Here is a 21401-nt window from a genome sequence, read left to right as displayed (position 1 = left end):
TGCGGCGTCCTGCGCAAGTGTAGGGTCCAACAGGTTGTTTATTTGGAAGCTTCCCATGGTCACATTTGCGGTAGCTGCCCCAAACCCACTTAATGGGATGTTTGCTTTGTCAAGTTTTGCATTTGTGACGTTGGCATCCAATATTTTTGTCGTTGTCACGGCATCATCGATTATCTCGTTAGTACCTATGGCATTATCCGCCATCTTTAGATTTGTTATGGCATTGTCAGCTACATCAAAGGATACATCCTCGAAGAGGGCATCTGTGGTCGTTCCCACAAATGCTATGGTTCCATCGGTTGATGTGATATCTCCGTCCCCGGTAATTGCGGTCACATCTACTTCTAGAGATCCATCAACCGCTTGGACTAATCCAATTCCTGCAACGTTAGCGTTTATTTGGTCTCTGGTCACGGCATCGTCGATTATCTCATTGGTACCTATTGCATCATCATCCATTTTTGCGTTATTGATAGCATCATTGGCAATATCGTTCGTATTGACTTCCCCATCGAGAATTTTATCCGAAGTAACTGCATCAGCTCCTATCTCCACGTTTGTTATTCCACCAACGCTAACATCCAATACAAAAGGGTCAATGTCGCTTCCTGCTCCGGTGCGTATAAGCGTTCCGTCAGCTGCATTCAAAATTTCATTTCCAACCACACCATCAATTTCGGTAACCGTTAAGCCGGTCTCATCTATCAATATCCATTCGGCGCCATTCCATTGTAGAAGTTCACCTGTGTTGATTCCATCTGCCAACTTATCAAAAGATATGGTGGCATCTTGCAATTGAAGCCCAGTAATGGATCCTTCCTGTATATCCACTGAGCCATTAATTGATGTATCCACAATATTTTCACCCCTTATTTCACCAACTTCAAAGTTGAAGTTGGTTCCATTCGCATCTGGGGTTATAATCATTGTAGGACTAAAGTTTACAATGGCATCTGCAGAGAATGTCTGTTCATCTGGCCTATCACAAAGATTGATCCAAAGGGCACCATCATAAAAATGAACACACTGCGTATCTGTATTGTAGACTACGGCTCCTCGTAAGGGAGCTGTGTTTTCCATTTGTATTGTGGTCATTCTGGTAATGACCAATACCCGAGAGTTACTTTCTAGCTCTAGAACAGAAGAGGGATCTAAATTCTGTGGATTATCACCAATTTTAATCTGAGCTTTTAGCGAAGCAGTCATCAGTAGGCAAATGACCAAATTTGTAATACGTGCATTCACAGTGTTTGAGTATTTGAGGATTTTCAAAATGTAATTGACAAAACTAACTTTATGATCGGATTATTCTAATTATTACCGTCAAAATGCTTAGTTCTATGGTGAACGGACAACCCAATGGATCAGCTCATTTCATAGAATTAACAAAAGTTTAGAATACGTTTATTTTTTTATCTGCCTTTCAAGGGTTTTCTTTAACTTGAGCTAAATGGCCTTTTTATGAAAAACACTATCCTACTTTTATTTTCTCTCATTTTCTCAATTGCATCCCTGGCACAAGATAACAGACAGGTGCTGCGAGGAAAGGTGCTGTACAGAGGCAGTAACGTACCCAATGAAAATGTCATTAATTCAACTACTGAAACTGCTACAATCACCAATGAAGATGGGCAATTTGTCATTTTGGTTAAAGAAGGCGATCAGCTCGTTTTTACTGCTGTGAACTATCAATTGGAAGTGGTTACCATTACCCCGGAAATATTGAACAACAACAGATTGGTCGTAGAAGTAACGGAAAAAGTGACACAGCTTGATGAAGTGATTGTATCTCCAGAAAATCAGAAAAAATTTCTAGAAGTAAAAAATGAAGATTTTAAAGGTTTTGAATATGAAATTGATCGTACAACAGAAGTAGAGAACATTGCAGAATCGCGTAGTGTGCGCGGAATGCGAGATGGAATTAATTTTGTGAACATTTTTAAGGCAATGTTTAAGTCTAAAAAAGAAGATGGTTCGGATAAAACACCGTTAAAGGTTAGCGAAGTATTACGGCAAGTATATGAAGACGAGTTTTTTGTTGTCGATTTAAAGTTACCTCAAGATAAAATAGATGCCTTTTTAATTTACTGTGACGACAAAGTACCTTCCCAAACGCTCCTACGCAAGGAAAATGAGTTTCAGTTGATTGATTTCTTGGTGACCCACAGTAAAACATACTTAGCTGAGTTGGATGAGGATTAGGCTCCTTTTTTCATTATTTTTTTTAGTGACTTTTTTGGTTAGTGCTCAACAAAAGGAGCTACAAGGAAAAGTTTACAGTAAAGACAAAGATGTTGTTGGCGTAGTTGTACAAAATGTTACAACGGAACGTGCTGTAATTACTGATATTGATGGAAATTTTTCTATTTCAATAAAACTTAATGACACCCTTGTATTTTCTGCAGTTCAGTTTAAAAGAAAAGTTTTACCGGTAAATGAAGTACTTTTCAATACAAATTTTATAACAGTTCCTTTGGAAGAATTTGTGAACGAGTTGCAGGAGGTGGTTGTAAAGCCTTACGACCTTTCTGGAGATTTGGGCCAAGATTTAGGAGGGTTACAGTTGGAAAAAGATGTTAGTGCAGAGGCCTTGGGGTTACCAAACGCCCATCAGAAAATACCAACACAAAGTCAACGCAAATTGCAACAGGCCAGTTTTGGGAAATTCAATGCCGGTATGATTCTATCACCTCCTCTAGATCCCATTATCAATGCCATTACAGGGCGTACAAAGATGTTAAAGAATAGGGTGAAAGTTGATAAAGCCTATGCAAGAACCCAAAGAGTTCAAGACTTCTACGTTGATTCCCTGTTCATAATGACCTTAAAGATACCTATTGAAAAAATTGAAGATTTCATGTATTTCTGCGAGGTTGATGAATCATTTCAAAGAATTGTGGATTCAAAGGATAAGCTGAAAATTTGGGATTTTCTGGTTTTAAAGAGCCGAGCTTACAGGGAAAATAATGAATTGGACTAATCCAAAACTTGGCATATAGTTTGTTTCAAAAATGTTACAAGTGTAAAGAAGTTTAACAAAAATGGTGTAACATCCTTGATGTTACCAAGTCTATTAGAATATGATGAATTTGAAAGCAATAAGGTCCATCGTGTTGCCTGCGACGGTAATACTACTTTTGTCTTTTACCACAGCGCATAAGTTTTATGTTAGTGTAACCAATGTGGTTTACTCTGAAAAAAATAACTCATTCCAGGTTACAAGCCGTATTTTTATTGATGATTTGGAAGAGCTCTTGAAGGAGCGGTATGGTATTGATGCTAAGTTGGCAACTACCGATGAAGCCAAAGTTTCCAACGCATACATTGAAAAGTACTTTAGGGCAAAATTTTCCATAGAACTTAATGGAGAAATAGCTCAGTATACCTTTTTAGGTAAAGAGTATGACAATGATGTTATTCTTTGCTATATGGAGTTAACAGATGTGAACTTTTCTGAACTAAAATCAATTTCCATCCAAAATGAAATCTTAACCGATTTGTTCGAAGAACAACAAAATATTGTCCATATAAAATGCAATGGGCAGAAGAAGAGTTTTGTGTTGATCAAAGAGAATAATAAAGGAATGTTAAACTTGTAACTAATCCTTAATAATTGGTTAAAAAAAAGTTATTTTTCAACGTTTTAAAATCAAAAATAAAATGAACAAAATCAAGTATTATTTTGCTTCAATGTTGTTCCTTTTTGGAGCTATGGCCATAGCGCAGGAAGAAGAGGAAAGCAAAGAAGAGAGAGAGCCAGGCCATTACAATCAAAGTAGGTTTAAACAAATGTATGAGGAATTTGCTACCCCAAATACCTACAGGTCGGCTTCTGGAGCTCCGGGCCCTGATTATTATCAGCAACGGGCGGATTATGATATGAATATTGAATTGGATGACAAAAATGCCAAAATATACGGAGAAGAAACAATTACATATTTTAACAATTCTCCAGATAACCTAGAGTTTCTGTGGGTGCAATTGGACCAAAACGTTCGCTCCAAGGATTCTAAATCTCCATTGCGAAATGGAAATGGTGTAAATATTGCTTACACAACAGGGAACTTTGCAAATACTTATGTTACAGAGCCCTTCGATGGTGGCTTTAACATAGAATATGTTAAAGATGCCAATGGTAGGCCATTATCATATACCATAAACCAAACCATGATGCGTTTGAACATTCCTCAGCCTTTAAAAAGTGGAGAGCAAATTTCTTTTTCCATAAAATGGTGGTACAATATCAACGATCATGTTAATGGTCGAGGACGGTCAGGTTATGAATATTTTCCAAAAGATGGAAACCGTGCCTATGTTATTGCACAATTTTTCCCTCGAATGGCAGTATATAGCGATGTGGAAGGATGGCAAAACCATCAGTTTTGGGGCAGCGGAGAATTTGCACTTCCATTTGGTAACTACAATGTGAGCATTACAGTTCCTGCGGATCATATTTTGGATGCAACAGGAGTATTACAGAACAGAAAGGAAGTTTTCTCCAAGGAAATGATGAAGCGTTACGAAACTGCTAAGAAGACTTATGATAAGCCGGTGATCATAGTAACGCAACAAGAAGCAGAAGCAGCAGAAAAAGGTTTTTCAGAAAAGAAAAAAACCTGGAAATTTAAAGCTACAAACGTGCGTGATTATGGTTTTGCCACTTCCCGAAAATTTATTTGGGACATGCAAGCTGTTAAGATAGGGAACAAAGACGTAATGGCAGTTTCACTTTATCCAAAAGAAGGAAACCCACTTTGGGAAGAACAATCCACAAAAGCCGTTGCGCAGACTTTAGAAACATATTCCAAGCATACGTTTGACTATCCGTATCACAAAGCTATTTCCGTACATGCAAAAAATCAAGGTATGGAATATCCAATGATTTGTTGGAATTACGGCCGTCCCAATGAAGATGGTACTTACAGCGATAGAACAAAATATGGAATGATCAGTGTTATTATTCATGAAGTGGGACACAACTTCTTTCCAATGATTGTTAATTCAGATGAACGCCAATGGGGATGGATGGACGAAGGTTTGGATACCTTTATGCAGTATTTAACAGAACAAGAGTTTGGCAAAAAGTATCCAACGGTTATAGCTCCTAATGATGCCTATCCTTCCCGTAGAGGAGCTCCTTCTAAAATGGTACCTTATATGAGCGGCGATCAAAGCCATATCTCACCTATTATGTCTAACCCAGAGAATGTTTACCAACTTGGCCCAAATGCCTATGGCAAGCCAGCTACCGCCCTGAATATTTTAAGAGAGACGGTTATGGGTAAAGAATTGTTTGATCACGCGTTCAAAACCTATGCGCAACGATGGAAATTCAAACATCCCACTCCAGAGGATTTCTTCCGTACAATGGAAGATGCATCTGCTGTAGATTTAGATTGGTATTGGAGAGGTTGGTTTTACACAACAGATTACGTAGATATTGGAGTCAAAGGTGTTAAGAAATACTATGTTACCAATAAGCCTACCAAAGAAATGGAAAAATATATGGCTGATAGGAACTTAACAGAAGCTGATTTGCCACCCTTGGTATATTTGGCAGAAGAGGACAGTGAAGATTTTTCTCCAGAGCTAAAAGGAAAGTCGCCAACGGAGACTTCTCAAAACTTGAGGGAATTTATGATGGACAATATGACAGAGGCAGAAAGAGCCAAAGTTAAAGAGCCCAAGTATTTCTATGAGATAACTTTTGATAAGCCAGGTGGTATTCCAATGCCATTGATTGTTGAATATACTTATGCAGATGGTAGCAAGGAAAATATTACATACCCCGCAGAAATTTGGAGAAAGAATGATGCTGAAGTAAAACGAGTTGTTTCCTCCCAAAAAGAATTGGTCGGTATTGTGGTGGATCCAAAGTTGGAGACTGCGGACATTGATACAGCCAATAATTCTTGGCCAATTAAAGAGGAGAAATCTGACTTTGATAAGTTCAAAGAAAATATAAAAGGGTAGTCATTACCCAAAACAAGTACTAAAAGCCCTATGATTTCATAGGGCTTTTTTTATTTTACACCCAAGTTCTCATTATATTTGTTGTATGCATTTTCTATTTATTAGCGGCGGAGAAATCTTTTTTATCCTCTTTATAGTGGTAATGGTATTTGGTGCGGATAAAATCCCGGGAATCGCCAAAGGGCTAGGTAAAGGAATGCGTCAATTGCGTGATGCCACAGATGATATTAAGCGTGAAATTCAAAAAAGTGCAGAAAAACAGGGTATTGATACGGATTTCACAAAAGATATCAGGAAAGAAATTAATGAGGTCAAGAAAAATGTAGATGAGGTTACAGGTGCCGTTAAAAGAAGCACTAAATAACACCCATGTTAGAGAAGCTTCTTAAGTGGGACAGGGACATCTTTATTTACTTAAATGGTTTAGGCGTTGAGGAATATGATTTTTTCTGGTCGGCCATTACCAGTATTTCCACATGGATTCCCTTATTTCTATTCTTCATTATTTTTTTTGTATTGAAATTCCCAAGAAAAGAAGCTTTTTTTAAACTAATCACGGTTTTTGCATTGGTGTTTTTCATCATTTCAGTTACCCATTTTACAAAAACTTGGGTAGCACGCCTTAGACCAAACAATGTAGAAGAAATCAACACTTTGATTCGTATTTTAAAGAACCCAACAGATTACAGCTTTTTTTCAGGACACGCAGCAAGTTCTTTTTCAATAACTGTTTTGGTTTTTCTTTTTCTTAGAAAAAAAAGCAAGTGGTTGGTTTTGTTTTTCATATGGCCACTGCTATTCTCAATAAGCAGGATATATGTAGGAGTTCACTTTCCTGTGGATATAATAGTAGGAGCTTTTGTTGGTGTTTTAACCGCAATGCTTTTTTACAAGTTGTACGGCCGTTTTATTTCACCCTATTCAGAGTCAATCCATCCCTCACAGGAAGAATAACGGTATCCACTCTGGGGTCATTTTTCAGTTTTTGGTTGTAGTCAATCAAAACAGCAGTGGCCTTATCAGATTTAGCCACTGGCTCAATAACCTTTCCGGACCACAAAACATTATCAGAAAGGATGATACTTCCAGGTCTTGTTTTTTTAATGACAGTTTCAAAATAGGCATTATAGTTTACCTTTTGAGCATCAATAAAGATAAGGTCAAAACAGATGTCTAGCTTAGGGATAATATCCAAAGCATCTCCCGTGTGCTGTACAATTTGATTTCCATAACCACTTTTGTCAAAATACCTGCGCTGTAGGTCATGTAGCTCTTCATTTATCTCAATTGTGTGCAATTTTCCTGTTTTTAACAGCCCTTCGGCCAAGCAAATAGCAGAATAGCCGGTATAAGTGCCAATTTCAAGGATGTTTTCTGGAGAAATAATTTTTGAAAGTAAGCTTAACACCCTCCCTTGAAAGTGCCCTGTAATCATTCTGGGTTGCACTACTTTTAAATGTGTCTCCCTCGTTAGTTCTGTGAGAATTTTAGGTTCTGACTCAGAATTTTCTGTTATATAATTTTCCAATAAAGGGGATAGGAAATGCATGCTTAAATTTTCGTAAAAATATAGAAAAGAACTACATTAGGATTTCAGTTTTTAATTAAATGGATGATTATGGTATCACCAGATTTTAAGTTAAGAAAAGCAAGCTTAGAAGATTTGCCAATTCTTTTGGACTTTGAACAAGAACTTATTAAGGCAGAACGTCCTTTTGATGTTACTTTAAAAGAAGACCCAATCAGCTATTATGACTTAAAACAGATAATCCAAGATGAGAATTCCTGCGTTTTGGTAGTTGAGACAAAGGGACAAGTGATCGCATCTGGGTATGCTATTCCCAAAAAGGCCAGACACTATCTTGACCATGAATATTATGCCTACTTGGGCTTTATGTTTACACATGTAGATTTTAGGGGAAAAGGTCTTAATGCAAGAATTGTGGAAGAGTTGAAAGATTGGTCAAAATCGAATGGATATAAAGAGGTTAGATTAACGGTTTATGAAGATAATATTCCAGCGATAAAAGCTTATGAAAAAGTAGGCTTTGAAAAACATCTCATAGAAATGCGGTTAGCGTGAATTACGCAAATTAAATAGGTCTACATATCGTATTTTTGAAACAAACCAGAACTATGACTTTCCAGAATTCCCTTGAGTTTGCAAAACAGTTGGATGCAGAAGATAAACTTTCCAAATACAGGCAAGAATTTCACTATCCACAAGTAAATGGAAAGGACGTCATCTATTTTACCGGTAATTCCCTTGGATTACAGCCAAAAAGAACGAAGAAGTTTGTAGATGATGTAATGAAAGATTGGCGAGAGCTAGCCGTGGAAGGGCATTTTTATGCAGACAAACCATGGTGGGATTATCACGAGCGTTTGGCGACCGGTTTAGGAAGAGTAGTAGGTGCAAGCGCCATGGAAATATCTGTAATGAATACGCTTACCGTTAATCTTCATTTATTGATGGTCTCTTTTTATAGACCAAACAACAAACGCTTTAAAATCCTTTGTGAAGAAAAAGCGTTTCCCTCTGACCAATATATGTTACAAAGCCAAGTGAGATTTCATGGTCTTGACCCGAATGAGACAATTGTTGAGGTAAAGAAAAGAGAAGGAGAACATTACTGGAGAACAGAAGATATTGTTGACAAAATAAAGGAAGTGGGGGATGAGCTGGCCTTGGTGCTTTTAGGCGGTGTTAATTATTACAATGGGCAGGTGCTGGATATGAAAACCATAACAAGTGCCGGAAAATCTGTTGGCGCTTTTGTAGGATGGGATTTGGCACATGCCGTTGGCAATGTGGAATTAAAACTTCATGATTGGGGGGCCGATTTTGCAGCTTGGTGCAGCTATAAATATATGAACAGCGGACCAGGAAATGCCTCGGGAATTTTCGTAAACGAAAGGCATTTGAACAAGAAAGATATTCCACGCTTTGAAGGCTGGTGGGGAACAAAAAAAGAAACCCGTTTTTTAATGCAACCCGAGTTTGACCCAATTGAAACTGCAGATGCATGGCAATTAAGCAACCCACCCATATTGTCTGTTGCCCCATACCTGGCCTCTTTAGAGCTTTTTGATGAGGTGGGAATGAATGCACTTATTGAAAAGCAGAGAAAAATAGTTGCCTACCTTGAGTTTATTTTAAAAGAGATTGACAAAGAAGTAGAAAGCTCTTTTGAAATCATTACTCCCAGTGAAAGAGGTTGCCAACTTTCTGTTCTTTTGCATGGAGAAGGCAGGGCTTTGTTCGATTATCTTATGAAGAATGGGGTTATTACAGATTGGAGGGAGCCCAACGTCATCCGATTGGCACCAGTGCCGTTCTATTCCTCTTATTCAGATATGTACAATTTCGGACAGATTTTAAAGCAAGGAATCCTGCAAAGGTGATTCACTATATCTGGATTTTAAGTAGGCAGAAGGTGTAGTTCCTTGATATTTCTTGAACTGTCTTGTAAAATAAGAAGGGTCATTGAAACCCGACCTGTACATTACATCAGCTATTACGGTATTATTTTCGCTGAAGAATTCAAGCGCCTTGCCAATCCGAAACTCATTAACGAAAGTTATAAACTTTTGATTGGTCATTTTTTTAAAAAAACGACAAAAAGAATTAGGGGTAAAACCCAGTTTCTGTGATATTTCTGTTACCGAAATGTTTTTATGATAGTTGTTGTTGACATACTCAAAAGTTTCTTCTAACCTTCTGATTTCATCTTTTTTGTAGTTGCTCAACGAAATAGCATCGAATAACTTTTCATAAACCGCGCTTTCAGAAAGATAATCTAGAACAGATAGCAGGTTTATCAATTTCCCTTGATTGTCCAATTTTTCAAACCTTTTAAAAAAAGGCCAGAGGATTTCTTTGGTCTGATGGTCAAAAATTAAAACCTGTTTGGATTTTTCAACCAATTCTTTGATTTTTGAAAGTTCGGGGAAGACTTTTAATTTTTCTTCCAAAAACTCTTTTTTAAATTGAATTACAATCTCAAGACCATCTTCATAATCCTTATTTCCGAAATCAGCGTGAGGAATATTACCGCCTAAGAAGACAAGCACACCATCATCATAATTTTTCTTTTGGGAACCAATGTTTAGAATGCCAGAACCATTTTTTACATAGACCAACTCAAACTCTGGATGAATATGCCAACCTGTGGATTCGCAGTTACTTGAACTGTTGTATGCCTCTATCTTAAAAGAGGTGTTCGTTGCTACATTGATTGCTTCTAGCATTGGTTTCATAAAGTAAAATTACCTAAATAATGACACAAGAAACATCTTAAAGAATAAAATGTCTTATTTTCCGAATGTTTTATGCTAAAAATTGAGATGGAACCTTAGTTAATTTGTGTGGACATTAGCCAATATGAAATCACTTCGTCTTATTTTTTCCAATCCAAGGTACTTTGCACCTGCATGGGTGTTTGCCAGTCTTAATATTTGGTTTGGAACTTGGGCAATTTATATTCCTACCATCAAGGATAAATTGGGGATTGATAAGGCGGACTTGGGTATTGCTATCTTTTGTCTCTCTCTAGGTGTTTTTACCATATTCCCCATAGCTTCCAAAATCATTGATAAACTTGGAGTGGGAAAGGCTACATGGGCAGGTGTTGTTTTAAGTAGTATTGCTGCGCTATTTCCACTTTTGGTGCCTAACTATTACTTGTTAATGATTTCCCTTTTCTTTTTTGGTGCTTCCAATGGACTTTTGGACATCTCCATGAACACTTTGGTGACAGAAATTGAAAAGGAAGACAAGCAAAACTTCATGTCGGCCGCTCATGGTTTTTTTAGTCTGGGAGGTGTAATTGTTGGTATAGGCAGTTTTTTGATTCCGATTATTGGAAATCCTGCCTTGCATATGGGTATCACTGTTGCCTTTGTTTTTGTAATCAACCTTCTTATTTATAAGAACTATAAACATATAGTAGCAGCTCCTGTTCAAAAAGAACCCTTTAGTCTGAAATTGTTTAAACCTTTGTTCTTATTGGGGATAATAGGTTTTGTGGCAATGGGGAGCGAAGGTGCAATTATAGATTGGAGTGGGCTTTATCTTAAGGAGATAACACTTGCACCAGAAGCGCTTATAGGGTCAGGTTTCTTGGCTTTTTCGGCAGCAATGACCTTAGGTAGGTTTTTAGGAGATGGTATAAGTGCCAAAATAGGCTCGATGAAAATTGTGGCCCTAGGTTCTTTAATTGCAGTTTTTGGTTATCTACTTGTGCTTTCGGGACATACAGTTTTGGCCATAACTGGCTTTGCTCTCAATGGTCTTGGTTTCTCTGTCATTGTTCCTGAATTATTTAGAATCGGCGGAAATGTTAAAGGTGTAGACTCTGCCCAAGGGGTTTCTTTTATTGCCGGTACGGGCTATTCCGGCTTTTTGTTGGGCCCTGTTATTTTGGGGTTTTTAGCAGAGAGTGCCTCTCTAAAACATAGTTTTTTTGCCCTTTTGGGCTGTATTTTGCTTGTTTTAGCGGTCACGTTGTTATTGAAAAAAAGTAAGTCCTAGATTATTATTTTACAACTGCTAAATTGGTAAAATTTAGATTAAAACCTTCCTTGGCTTTTTTATGATCTTGTGCCAGTATTAGACCACCAACATCAATGTAATTTTCCCAAGTTGTTATCATTGATGGTTCTGCTTGGTTTGCTTCTCTAAAAACCCACTCACGTAATATAAAATCATCACCAAAGTAAAAATCATAGGCGTCACCTGGGGTGTATCCTCCCTCACTGGAATAAACTACAGTAAGTTTTTGCATGGCATCACCACTGATGGGAGATTTTTCCTCTTGAGTATGCTCATAGGTAAAATTTTTAGAATCCCATATAAGGTTGAACGGTGCTAAAACCCAATATCTATCGTTAATAAATCCCCCATTTCTTTTAGTGGCAATGCTGTCCATAGATTTTCTGTTATAGACCAGAGTATCGTTTTCAGAAATGGCGGTAATGTCGTTTGACTTGGGTTTCCATATCCAAGTACGCTCAAAATGAGAACTATCCCTGTCCACATTAAAGGTGAACCTAAACTCTTTTACCGATTTCCAATTTTCGTAACCATGTGCATATGCAATCTTCTCAAGAACTGTCTGCTTGGGCTTTTCTTCAGGTATCATTTTTTTTGGATCACTTTTGCATGATAAAAAGATGATGAAAGATAAGATTGTAAAAAGGGAATTGACTTTCATAATAAATTTTACTTCAAATATAAAGGCATTTTAAATTATCTTGTTCAACGTTTCCATAAAGAATTTCAATAGAATCAAAAACCTCGCTAAGTGACTTTTCTAAAAAGGCTGTTTCTAATTCTTATAAATAACCTAGATAAGAAATCTTTGGAAGCAGACGACCCTTATACTCATTTATCCGATGAGGAATTGGTAGAACGAATTGTTGCAAATAATAACCCCATGTTATTTGGCAAGCTCTACGATCGGTATGCAAAAATGGTCTATAACAAATGCTATGGATTTGCACGATCGCAAGACGAAGCGGAAGATTTAACACAGGATGTTTTTCTGCAATTGTTCATAAAATTGAAGATGTTCAAAGGAAAATCCAAATTTTCTACGTGGCTGTATTCCTTTACATATAACTTTTGTGTGAACTATGTAAATAGAAACAAGCAGCGGAAAATGAGCGATAAATCCGTCCCGGTAGAAGATTCAGAATATAAGATCAGAGAAGAAGTGCCAGATGAAAGTCTTTATGAAATGAAGGCTACCAAGTTAAAGGAAGCTTTAGAGTTGGTCTCAGCAGAAGATAAATCCATTTTATTGCTAAAATATCAAGACGGAGCATCTATCAAAGATTTGGTCACCCTGATGGATTTGGGGGAAAGTGCGGTTAAGATGCGGCTTAAAAGAGCAAAAGAGAAACTATTGGAAATCTATAATACCTTATAATAGATGGCAAAGAAAAGAAGAAATCCATTTAGGGAATTGGAAGCCTCATTAAGAGAGGTGCCCCCCGGTATGAAGAAAAAAGTCATGAACGATATTGCGGCGGCAAAGTTGATTATGGACTTGGCTTCACTGTTCTCTTTTAATATTGGTTCAGCTTTACGAAAACTTTTTAGAACACCTGGAAACAATTAATAACAACACTATAAAACTATAGATATGGAAACAATTAACGAATGGAAGAACTTGACCTTTGATTCCTTGGCTGCCATGGGCAGAGATGTAGCATTGGCTTTGCCAAAGATTATAGGGGCTTTGATAATTCTTTTAATAGGATGGTTGGTCACCAAAATTGTACTTTTTGTTTTAGGCAAGGTTTTAAAGCTTGCCAAAATGGATACATTGAGCGATAAGATCAATGAAATGGACCTTTTTGGAAAAGGAGACTTTAAAATTGACATTATAAAAGTAATCCTGGGTTTTGTAAAGTGGTTATTACTTCTTGTATTCTTGATCGTAGCTGCAGATATTTTGAGCTGGGAAATTATTTCGACCGAGATAGGAAACCTTTTGCGTTACCTCCCCAGATTATTTAGTGCTTTAGCTTTGATGATGATAGGTCTTTACATAGGTAATTTTATAAAAACAACTGTAAAAAAGCTTTTCGACTCCTTGGAATTTGGAGGATCTAACCTAGTAAGTAACATGTTGTTCTATATCATTGTAATCTTTATTTCAATAACTGCTTTAAATCAGGCCGGTATTGATACTACCATTATAACCAATAACATCACCTTAATTTTAGGTTCATTCCTGTTAGCATTTGCCATAGGATTAGGATTAGGTTCCAGAGATATAATAACAGACCTTCTGCGGTCTTTTTATACCAGAAGAACCTATGCAGTGGGAGATAAGGTCGTAATTGGGAAAAATGAAGGTACCATAGAGGCAATAGAAAACAATACTTTGACCCTGGTGACCAAAACTGGGAAATTTGTGATACCCATAAAAGATGTGGTTTCTAAAAAGGTAGAGATAAAAACAAAATAATTTTATTTGAACAAGTAGATTCATGAAGACTATAACTTCCTTAGAATTTGATTAATTTTGACACTTTCAACAAATAAAAAATGAGTTCAAAAAAAGGCAAGGTTCAAGAGTTAGTGCAAGAAAAATTATTAGAAGAACGTAAAGTGTTTTTATGGGGAATGGTGGATGATGATTCTGCAAAACATGTTATTGATCGTTTAATGTACTTGGATTTACTAAATAACAAAGAAATTCAATTAATCATCAATAGTCCAGGAGGGTACGTTACCTCTGGTTTTGCTATTTATGATACTATAAAACAGATCAAGAGTCCGGTATCCACAATTTGTTACGGTTTAGCAGCTTCAATGGGCTCTATTTTGCTATCTGTTGGTGAAAAAGGCAGAAGGTTTATTCAACCCCACGCCCGTGTGATGATTCACCAACCAAGTGGTGGTGCTCAGGGGCAGGCTTCCAATATAGAGATACAGGCCAAAGAGATCATTAAAACTAAAGAGCTGGGGGCTAAAATATTGGCGGATAATTGTGGTCAGGACTATGATAAGGTTATGAAAGATTTTGATCGTGACTACTGGATGGGAGCAGAAGAGTGCATTGCCTATGGTATAGTAGACGGCATTATGGAATAATTGTTATTGATTCGATTTAAAAAGGAAAAAGTCCTTCGCAATTTATTGTGAAGGACTTTTTATATATATGGACGCCGGAGCGGAATATTTTATAATATATACGTCAACTATAATACCAAAAGCTTACAAGCTTGTGTTAAAAAATTCTAAAATCAGATTGAAGTTCTTCATAAAGTTGGATTTAGAGTTTTGCGTATGCAGATAAACTTCAATTTTTAAGCATTGTCAAAGACGATTAGAACGCTGTAAATTCCTTATTTTTATAGTTTAATGGGAACTGGCCCACGGGCGCATATGATACAAACTTCAAAAAATATTGCCATCATCGGTTCTGGATTGGTGGGTTCACTTTTAGCTATATATTTAAAGAGAAAAGGACATGCGGTAACGGTTTTCGATAGAAGACCGGATATAAGGACAATAGATTTTTCTGGCCGCTCCATTAATTTGGCCATGAGCAATAGAGGTTGGAAAGCACTTCGTAAATTAGGTTTAGAAGACAGTATTAAAGAAATAGCAATTCCTTTGGATAAACGCGCTATGCATGTAAATGAAAAGCCCGTTTATTTTCAAAAATATGGTAAAGAGGGGGAAGCTATATGGTCCATTTCCCGAGGAATATTGAATAGGAGGATGATTGATTTGGCGGAAGAGGCGGGAACCATTTTTCGTTTTAATGAAAAAGTGTGGGATATTGATCTGCCAGAGGCTAAAATATTTACAGGTGAATCTGAAAAAAGCGAATGGAAAGAATACCGTTATGACTTAGTTTTTGGATGTGATGGGGCTTTTTCCAGGGTAAGGCATAAGATGCAGCGCCGCAGTAGATTTGATTATTCCCAAGACTTTATCGATGTTGGCTATAAAGAGCTTACAATCCCTCCAAATGAGGATGGGACGCATAAACTGGATAAAAATTCATTTCATATATGGCCTCGTGGAAAATTCATGCTGATTGCAATGCCCAATATTGATGGGAGTTTTACCTGTACACTGTTTTTACCTTTTGAAGGAGAAGTTTCATTTGAGAACATCAAGAATGAAAACGAAGCCAAAGATTTTTTCAAAACCTATTTTCCCAATGTAAGAAAGGAGATTGAAAATTTATCCAAGGATTTTTTTAGTAACCCAACCAGTGCCATGGTAACTATGAAGTGCTACCCATGGAGTTATTGGGACAAAGTAGCTTTAGTGGGTGATTCTGCCCATGCGATCGTTCCTTTTTATGGACAGGGGATGAATGCTGGTTTTGAAGATATTTCTGTGCTAGATGAACTAATGAACAGCCATGGGGATGATTGGGAAACTATTTTTAGCGAATACCAAAGAATACGCAAACCCAATGCAGATGCCATTGCGGAACTTAGCTATCGAAATTTTGTAGAAATGAGCAGTAAAACGGCCAATCCAAAGTTTTTGTTGCAGAAGAAAATAGAGAAGAGGTTTGCTGCAAAATATCCAGAAAAATGGATACCGGTCTATAGCAGGGTCACATTTTCTGAAAGGCCTTATGCGGAAGCTTTGGGAATAGGGGACCGGCAAGAAAAAATTATGCAAAAGATAATGCAATATCCAGATATTGAGGAGAAATGGGATTCTGATGCAGTTGAAAACGAAATCCTCAACCTACTTGCAGAGTGAAACGTTTCTGTATAGCGAGAATAAAAAAAGCCACCTAAAAGGTGGCTTATGTTTTTGGAAAGAGCGTCTGACTATATTTTAGCAAACATTCCTTGCATTCTTTCCTGCTCTTCTTCAGCAAGTTGAGGGTCAACCAAGATTCTGCCACTATGTTCGTCAGTGATAATTTTCTTTCTTGAGGCAATCTCAACTTGTACCTGAGGTGGTATTGTAAAGAAAGAACCACCAGATGCACCTCTTTCTACAGCAACAACTGCCAGACCATTTTTAACATTATGGCGGATTCGTTTGTATGCCTGTATTAAGCGCTCTTCAATTTTTTCTTCAAACTCTTCAGACTTTTTCAAGAGTGCTTTTTCTTCTTTTTCAGTCTCGGCAAGAATAGCATCCAGTTCCCCTTTTTTATGTTTAAGGTGACCTTCTCTTTCTGATAGTTTTTCTTTGGTGTCTGCTATGACCTCTTTTTTCTGATCTATCTGAGCTTTGAACTCTTTTATGTTTTTTTCAGCCAATTGAATTTCCAATTCTTGGAATTCAACTTCTTTGCTTAAGGAATTAAATTCACGGCTGTTTCTAACATTTTTTTGCTGTTCAGCATATTTTTTGATGAGTGTTTTGGACTCTTCTATAAGATTTTTTTTAGCTGCAATCTCAAAGTTCACAGTTTCTACATCCGTTTTTAATTTGTCCATACGGGTTTTAAGACCTAGTACCTCATCTTCTAAATCTTGCACCTCTAGAGGCAGTTCACCTCTTACATTGCGTATTTCATCAACACGAGAATCAATTAACTGTAGATCATACAGCGCTCTTAATTTTTCCTCTACGGTGTTTTCCTTTTTTTTCGCCATAAATTATAAATACTTGATGGGATTTGTTATACTTTCCGATAACGAGATTGCAAAATTAGGAATTTTTTTGATAAGATAATCAACTAATAGGTCTTTTGTAAACTGCTCAGTTTCAAAGTGCCCAATATCTGCCAGTACTAATTGACCCTCTGCTTCGTAAAACTGATGATATTTTAGGTCCGAAGTGATAAAAACATCAACATCTGCTTTTTTAGCCGCAGAAATTGCGAAGGCACCGCTACCACCTAATACAGCTACCTTTTTTACTTTTTTATCAAGTAATTTGGAGTGCCTAATGACAGCAGCGTTCATTCTTTTCTTTACCATTTGTAGAAAGGCCTCCTCATCCATTTCAGTGTCCAGAACCCCAAACATTCCCATTCCAATATTTTGGTTGGTATTTTCCAATGTGGTTATTTCATAAGCTATTTCTTCGTATGGATGGTTTTTAAAAAGTGCGGAGAGAATGGATTTCTCTTTTTCAAATGAAAAAACCATATTGATTTGTACTTCTTTTTCAATATGGGTTTCTCCAATCTTACCAATTGTTGGTTTGGCATCGTTTCCGGCCTTAAAACTACCATCACCATCTGTGCTAAAACTGCAATTACTGTATTTTCCCATTTCTCCGGCACCGGCCTTAAAAAGAGCGGATTTAATTTCATCGGCATTGGGCATTGGGGCATAGGTTGTCAATTTTTTGATGGTTCCTCTTTTTGGTATAAGGATTTTTGCGTTTTGGATACCTAAAACTTCGCATATTTTGGCGTTTACGCCCATATTGGAATTGTCCAAGGCAGTGTGCATGCTATAAATGGCTATATCATTGGCAATCGCTTTTAAAACTACCCTTTCCACGTAATTTGCCCCTGTTAATTTTTTAAGCCCAGTAAATATGATGGGATGAAAACTCACAATCATATTGTAATCCTTCTTAATTGCTTCGTCCACAACATTTTCTAGAGTGTCCAAAGTAACCAGGACACCCGTTACATTCATGTTGTGATCACCAACGAGCAGCCCCACATTGTCAAATTCTTCCGCATAAGACAGTGGCGCAAGTTCTTCCAGTATTTTTGTAATATCCTTTACGGTCATTTGATGTTTCTTAATGTGGTTAAAGATAAAATATTATATTTTCGCTGTATGCAGCAACTGCTTAGGAAAATAGCATTTCCATTTTCTTTGATTTATGCATTGGTCGTATATGTAAGGAACCTTCTTTATGATATTGGATTCTTTAAATCGATAACCTATAAAACGCCAACCGTGTGTGTTGGCAACCTTAGTGTTGGCGGTACAGGAAAAACCCCAATGATTGAATACCTAATTCGATTAATGGGTGAAAAAGAGGTAGCGGTTTTAAGTAGGGGTTATAAAAGAAGGTCCAAAGGTTTTTTGGTTGCAACGCAAAATTGTTCGGTGGAGGATTTAGGTGATGAACCCTTTCAACTGTACAAAAAATTTCCACAGATCACAATTGCCGTTGATTCGGATAGAAGAAATGGAATTGAACAGCTTCAAAATGGTATAAAGCCAGAGGTTATTCTTTTGGATGATGCTTTTCAACACAGAAGGGTAAAACCAAGCTTTTCCATTTTGCTAACGGCATATGACAATTTGTTTTTCAATGATTGGTATTTGCCAACTGGTAATCTTAGGGACAGCAAATTGGAAAAAAAGCGAGCAGACATCATTATTGTCACCAAATGTCCTGAATCTTTATTAAAAGATGAAAGAACGTCTATTTATAAAAGGTTGAAACCTACCAAGAATCAGAAAGTACTTTTTTGTAGTTTAAAATATGCCAACGTCTTTAAAAATGCAAAAGGGACTATTGAACTTTCTGTGTTAAAGAGCGAAAAAATTGCATTGGTGACAGGGATAGCTTCTCCAAAACCTTTGGTTTCCCATCTTAAGGGCCTTGATGTGGAATTCAAGCATTTTGAGTTTAGCGATCATCACTATTTTTCTAATAAAGAAATAGATCAATTTAGAGATTTCAATATAATATTGACCACAGAAAAGGACTATGTAAGGTTAGAAGGTAGGGTGGAGAACGTTTATTATTTAGAAGTTGCCCATCATTTTTCAGATGAAGACCATAGCGTATTGGAGCGGTCCGTAATGGACTTGATTTAAACCTGCCCCTCCATTTTTTTTCTAAAGATATTCTCACCAATTTTCTGGTAGAAAACCTCAGGTTTAAATGGTTTGGTTACCACATCATTACAGCCAGCTTCGTAAAAGCTGTCCAAACTATCATCCAAAGAAATGGCAGTTAAAGCGATAATAGGAATTTCCTGATCAAACTTTCTTATCTGGCGTGTTGCTTCTTCTCCGCTTATTCCCGGCATGTGAATATCCATTAGAATGGCATCATAGGTATTTGCCTTGGCCATATCAATAGCTTCGTTACCGTTATTGGCAATATCACAGGTAATTTCCTTTTTGGTGAGCATTTTTTTGGTGATTACCTGGTTTATTTTGTTGTCCTCGACAATTAAAATATGTAATCCCTTAAATTCAAATTCTTCAGGGTTTAATTCAAAAGAAACTTCATTTAGGGCATTGGCATCACATTTAATGTCCATTTCAAAGAAGAAGGAGCTTCCATGCCCCAGTTCACTTTCTAAGTTTATTTTGCTGTTGAAAAGGCCTAACAGGCTTTTTACAATTGTTAATCCTAATCCTGTTCCTCCATATTCCCTATTTATTTGAACCGAACCTTGTTCAAAACTGTCAAAAATGTTTTTCTGCTGATCTTCTGAAATTCCAATGCCATTATCTTTAACCTCAAAGTACAGCTTTACGTTCTCTTCGTCCTTGTTCAATAATTTAGCAATGACTTCTACCTTACCATCTTTGGTGAACTTTAAGGCATTGCCCATAAGATTCATGAATATTTGGGATAATTTTATGGGATCTCCCAGAAGATGTTGTGGAATTTTTGGGTCATAGTCCAGAACCAAAGTGGTATTGTTTTCACTGGCGTTTTGCTGCAATGAATCCACTACATCTGCCAATACTTTATGGAGTTTGAATTCAATATTTAGGGGTTCTAGCTTATCAGCATCTATTTTGTTGATTTGTAGTATATCGTTAATGAAGTTTAAAAGGTAATCTCCTGAAAACTTTAAAGATCTTAAGTGTTCTTTTTGATGTTCTGCCGGATTTTCATCCAATAACAAATGTGTTAATCCCGTAACGGCGTACAGTGGAGTACGCAGCTCGTGGGTCACCGTAGATAAAAAGTTGGTCTTGGCCTCCATGGCAGAAACCGCCGAGTCTCTTGCCAACTCCAACTCTTTATTTTTTGTATATAATAAATCGTTCGTTTTAAGTTTGATTTGATTATTTCTAAAAAGGGATACTGCCAATAACGAGATAATGGTTAAAAAAGCCGAGGTAAGTATCGCGGTAATCTCAGATCTATTTTTAGATTCACTTAGCTCCTCATTTTTAGCGGTGAGCTTGTTTATTTCTGTCATTTGATGCTCAAACCTAATTCTATCTGCCGTCTTGGACTCTAATTTCACCTTTTCTATGTTAAAAATAGAATCCTTGATCTGCTCTAAGCTCTTTTTATAACGCAGAGATTCATCATAACTGCCAATCCTCTCATAAATAATGGAAAGTCTTTCGTTAGCTATTCTTATTTCTTTGGAGTAATCGTGCTTTTCTGCAAGCTCAAGAGCTGCCTTGGAATGAATGATTCCCTCTTCCAAGTCGTTAAGTTGAAGGCTTATTTTTGCAAGTTGCAGGTTTGCTTTGGTGGCTAGGTACGGCCTTTCCTTATCGTCTGAATTGACTATAAGTGCATGTAAATTCTTAATGGCATCCTCGTATTTTTCAATATTGGTATATATGTACGCTTCAAGCAAGAGGATGTTGTTGCTTAAATTCCTGTTGTTGCTCAACTTTCTTGATTCTTCTAAAAGCTTCAAGGATTGAAAATTGTTTCCTTCATCAAAACGAACTGCTGCTTCCAAATAATTATGAAAAGCTTGTCCAAATGAATAGGAGAGGTCTTTTAAAAGTATGCTTGCTCTATCCCAATAGAAGATTGTGGTTTCTCTGTCTCCTTCTTCCAAAAATAGCCTTGCGTATTGATGGTACGTATCTAGAAGAAGCTTTGCATCTTCATTGTTCTCGGCAATTTTTGCCGCTTCGTCCAAAGTTTCCAAGGCTTTGTCCACCTTGTTTTGATGCCTGTAGACCATAAATTGGTCAAAAATAGACTGCACTTTTGTGGTAGAACTAATATCTTTTTGTCCATAAGAAACTTGGGTGCAAAGGAAAATGCACAGCATAATCAGCTTTATGCT

Annotated in this window: 22 protein-coding genes; 15 read left to right on the top strand and 7 right to left on the bottom strand. The window is 37.0% G+C overall.

Annotated features, from left to right (window positions below):
• Positions 1-1245, bottom strand: a 1245-nt coding sequence (locus DKG77_RS16085) for a hypothetical protein (protein WP_207785473.1), incomplete at its 3' end; no start/stop codon positions are given.
• A gap of 216 nt (positions 1246-1461) precedes the next feature.
• Between DKG77_RS16085 and DKG77_RS16080 the strand changes: the two genes are divergently transcribed.
• The 6 genes from DKG77_RS16080 (at position 1462) to DKG77_RS16055 (ending at position 6927) form a co-directional block, all read left to right on the top strand.
• Positions 1462-2202 carry a carboxypeptidase-like regulatory domain-containing protein gene (locus DKG77_RS16080; protein ID WP_109665434.1) on the top strand — a complete coding sequence of 247 codons (741 nt, stop codon included), beginning with the start codon at positions 1462-1464 and terminating at the stop codon, positions 2200-2202.
• Positions 2192-2980, top strand: coding sequence for a carboxypeptidase-like regulatory domain-containing protein (locus DKG77_RS16075; RefSeq protein ID WP_109665432.1), 789 nt, complete (start codon positions 2192-2194; stop codon positions 2978-2980). The genes DKG77_RS16080 and DKG77_RS16075 overlap by 11 nt, the downstream gene beginning before the upstream one ends.
• A gap of 100 nt (positions 2981-3080) precedes the next feature.
• On the top strand, positions 3081-3599 hold the full coding sequence (locus DKG77_RS16070; RefSeq protein ID WP_109665429.1) for a DUF6702 family protein: 519 nt from the start codon (positions 3081-3083) through the stop codon (positions 3597-3599).
• A gap of 61 nt (positions 3600-3660) precedes the next feature.
• Entirely contained in the window at positions 3661-5973 is a 2313-nt protein-coding gene (locus DKG77_RS16065) for a M1 family metallopeptidase (protein ID WP_109665427.1), read from the top strand.
• Positions 5974-6058: 85 nt separating this feature from the next.
• Positions 6059-6337 (top strand): Sec-independent protein translocase subunit TatA/TatB, encoded by a 279-nt coding sequence (locus tag DKG77_RS16060; protein ID WP_109665424.1) that lies wholly within the window; start codon positions 6059-6061, stop codon positions 6335-6337.
• Between the two features lie 5 nt (positions 6338-6342).
• The gene (locus DKG77_RS16055) at positions 6343-6927 is read left to right on the top strand and encodes a phosphatase PAP2 family protein (RefSeq protein ID WP_109665421.1); all 585 of its coding nucleotides are present in this window, start codon (positions 6343-6345) and stop codon (positions 6925-6927) included.
• On the opposite strand, the gene DKG77_RS16050 is transcribed toward DKG77_RS16055, so the two are convergent.
• Positions 6881-7522 carry an O-methyltransferase gene (locus tag DKG77_RS16050; RefSeq protein ID WP_109665419.1) on the bottom strand — a complete coding sequence of 214 codons (642 nt, stop codon included), beginning with the start codon at positions 7520-7522 and terminating at the stop codon, positions 6881-6883. The two genes, DKG77_RS16055 and DKG77_RS16050, sit on opposite strands and share 47 nt — an antisense overlap.
• Before the next feature lie 69 nt (positions 7523-7591).
• Here DKG77_RS16050 and DKG77_RS16045 point away from each other — a divergent pair, with 69 nt between their 5' ends.
• Both DKG77_RS16045 and kynU read left to right on the top strand, forming a co-directional pair.
• Positions 7592-8056 (top strand): GNAT family N-acetyltransferase, encoded by a 465-nt coding sequence (locus tag DKG77_RS16045; RefSeq protein ID WP_109665456.1) that lies wholly within the window; start codon positions 7592-7594, stop codon positions 8054-8056.
• 53 nt (positions 8057-8109) lie between these two features.
• Positions 8110-9378: a kynureninase gene (kynU, locus tag DKG77_RS16040; protein ID WP_109665416.1), complete on the top strand. Its 1269-nt coding sequence runs from the start codon at positions 8110-8112 to the stop codon at positions 9376-9378.
• On the opposite strand, the gene DKG77_RS16035 is transcribed toward kynU, so the two are convergent.
• Positions 9352-10224, bottom strand: a complete 873-nt coding sequence (locus DKG77_RS16035) for an AraC family transcriptional regulator (protein ID WP_165819410.1) — start codon at positions 10222-10224, stop codon at positions 9352-9354. The two genes, kynU and DKG77_RS16035, sit on opposite strands and share 27 nt — an antisense overlap.
• A 133-nt stretch (positions 10225-10357) precedes the next feature.
• Here DKG77_RS16035 and DKG77_RS16030 point away from each other — a divergent pair, with 133 nt between their 5' ends.
• A complete protein-coding gene (locus tag DKG77_RS16030; RefSeq protein ID WP_109665255.1) occupies positions 10358-11506 on the top strand; it encodes an MFS transporter in 1149 nt (382 codons plus the stop codon).
• Positions 11507-11510: 4 nt separating this feature from the next.
• Here DKG77_RS16030 and DKG77_RS16025 read toward each other — a convergent pair whose 3' ends face one another.
• Positions 11511-12116, bottom strand: coding sequence for a hypothetical protein (locus tag DKG77_RS16025; RefSeq protein WP_243414947.1), 606 nt, complete (start codon positions 12114-12116; stop codon positions 11511-11513).
• 162 nt (positions 12117-12278) lie between these two features.
• Between DKG77_RS16025 and DKG77_RS16020 the strand changes: the two genes are divergently transcribed.
• The 5 genes from DKG77_RS16020 to DKG77_RS16000 all read left to right on the top strand — a co-directional run bounded on the left by DKG77_RS16020 (position 12279) and on the right by DKG77_RS16000 (position 16222).
• Entirely contained in the window at positions 12279-12905 is a 627-nt protein-coding gene (locus DKG77_RS16020; RefSeq protein ID WP_109665251.1) for an RNA polymerase sigma factor, read from the top strand.
• Positions 12906-12908: 3 nt separating this feature from the next.
• The gene (locus tag DKG77_RS16015; protein WP_109665249.1) at positions 12909-13097 is read left to right on the top strand and encodes a hypothetical protein; all 189 of its coding nucleotides are present in this window, start codon (positions 12909-12911) and stop codon (positions 13095-13097) included.
• Between the two features lie 24 nt (positions 13098-13121).
• Positions 13122-13952 carry a mechanosensitive ion channel family protein gene (locus tag DKG77_RS16010; protein ID WP_109665246.1) on the top strand — a complete coding sequence of 277 codons (831 nt, stop codon included), beginning with the start codon at positions 13122-13124 and terminating at the stop codon, positions 13950-13952.
• 80 nt (positions 13953-14032) lie between these two features.
• Positions 14033-14581 (top strand): ClpP family protease, encoded by a 549-nt coding sequence (locus DKG77_RS16005; RefSeq protein WP_109665244.1) that lies wholly within the window; start codon positions 14033-14035, stop codon positions 14579-14581.
• A gap of 294 nt (positions 14582-14875) precedes the next feature.
• Positions 14876-16222, top strand: a complete 1347-nt coding sequence (locus DKG77_RS16000) for an FAD-dependent oxidoreductase (protein WP_109665242.1) — start codon at positions 14876-14878, stop codon at positions 16220-16222.
• Between the two features lie 71 nt (positions 16223-16293).
• Here DKG77_RS16000 and DKG77_RS15995 read toward each other — a convergent pair whose 3' ends face one another.
• Both DKG77_RS15995 and DKG77_RS15990 read right to left on the bottom strand, forming a co-directional pair.
• Positions 16294-17073: a zinc ribbon domain-containing protein gene (locus DKG77_RS15995; protein ID WP_109665240.1), complete on the bottom strand. Its 780-nt coding sequence runs from the start codon at positions 17071-17073 to the stop codon at positions 16294-16296.
• A 3-nt stretch (positions 17074-17076) separates the two neighbouring features.
• Entirely contained in the window at positions 17077-18171 is a 1095-nt protein-coding gene (locus DKG77_RS15990; protein ID WP_109665238.1) for a Nif3-like dinuclear metal center hexameric protein, read from the bottom strand.
• Positions 18172-18219: 48 nt separating this feature from the next.
• On the opposite strand from DKG77_RS15990, the gene lpxK reads away from it, so the two are divergent.
• On the top strand, positions 18220-19215 hold the full coding sequence (gene lpxK, locus DKG77_RS15985; RefSeq protein ID WP_109665454.1) for a tetraacyldisaccharide 4'-kinase: 996 nt from the start codon (positions 18220-18222) through the stop codon (positions 19213-19215).
• On the opposite strand, the gene DKG77_RS15980 is transcribed toward lpxK, so the two are convergent.
• Positions 19212-21386 carry a response regulator gene (locus DKG77_RS15980; RefSeq protein WP_109665236.1) on the bottom strand — a complete coding sequence of 725 codons (2175 nt, stop codon included), beginning with the start codon at positions 21384-21386 and terminating at the stop codon, positions 19212-19214. The genes lpxK and DKG77_RS15980 overlap by 4 nt on opposite strands.
• Positions 21387-21401 lie beyond the last annotated feature (15 nt).

Origin of the sequence: Flagellimonas aquimarina (assembly GCF_003149745.1) — a bacterium.
Classification (GTDB): Bacteria; Bacteroidota; Bacteroidia; order Flavobacteriales; family Flavobacteriaceae; genus Flagellimonas; species Flagellimonas aquimarina.
This window is presented reverse-complemented; position numbering and strand designations above follow the sequence as displayed.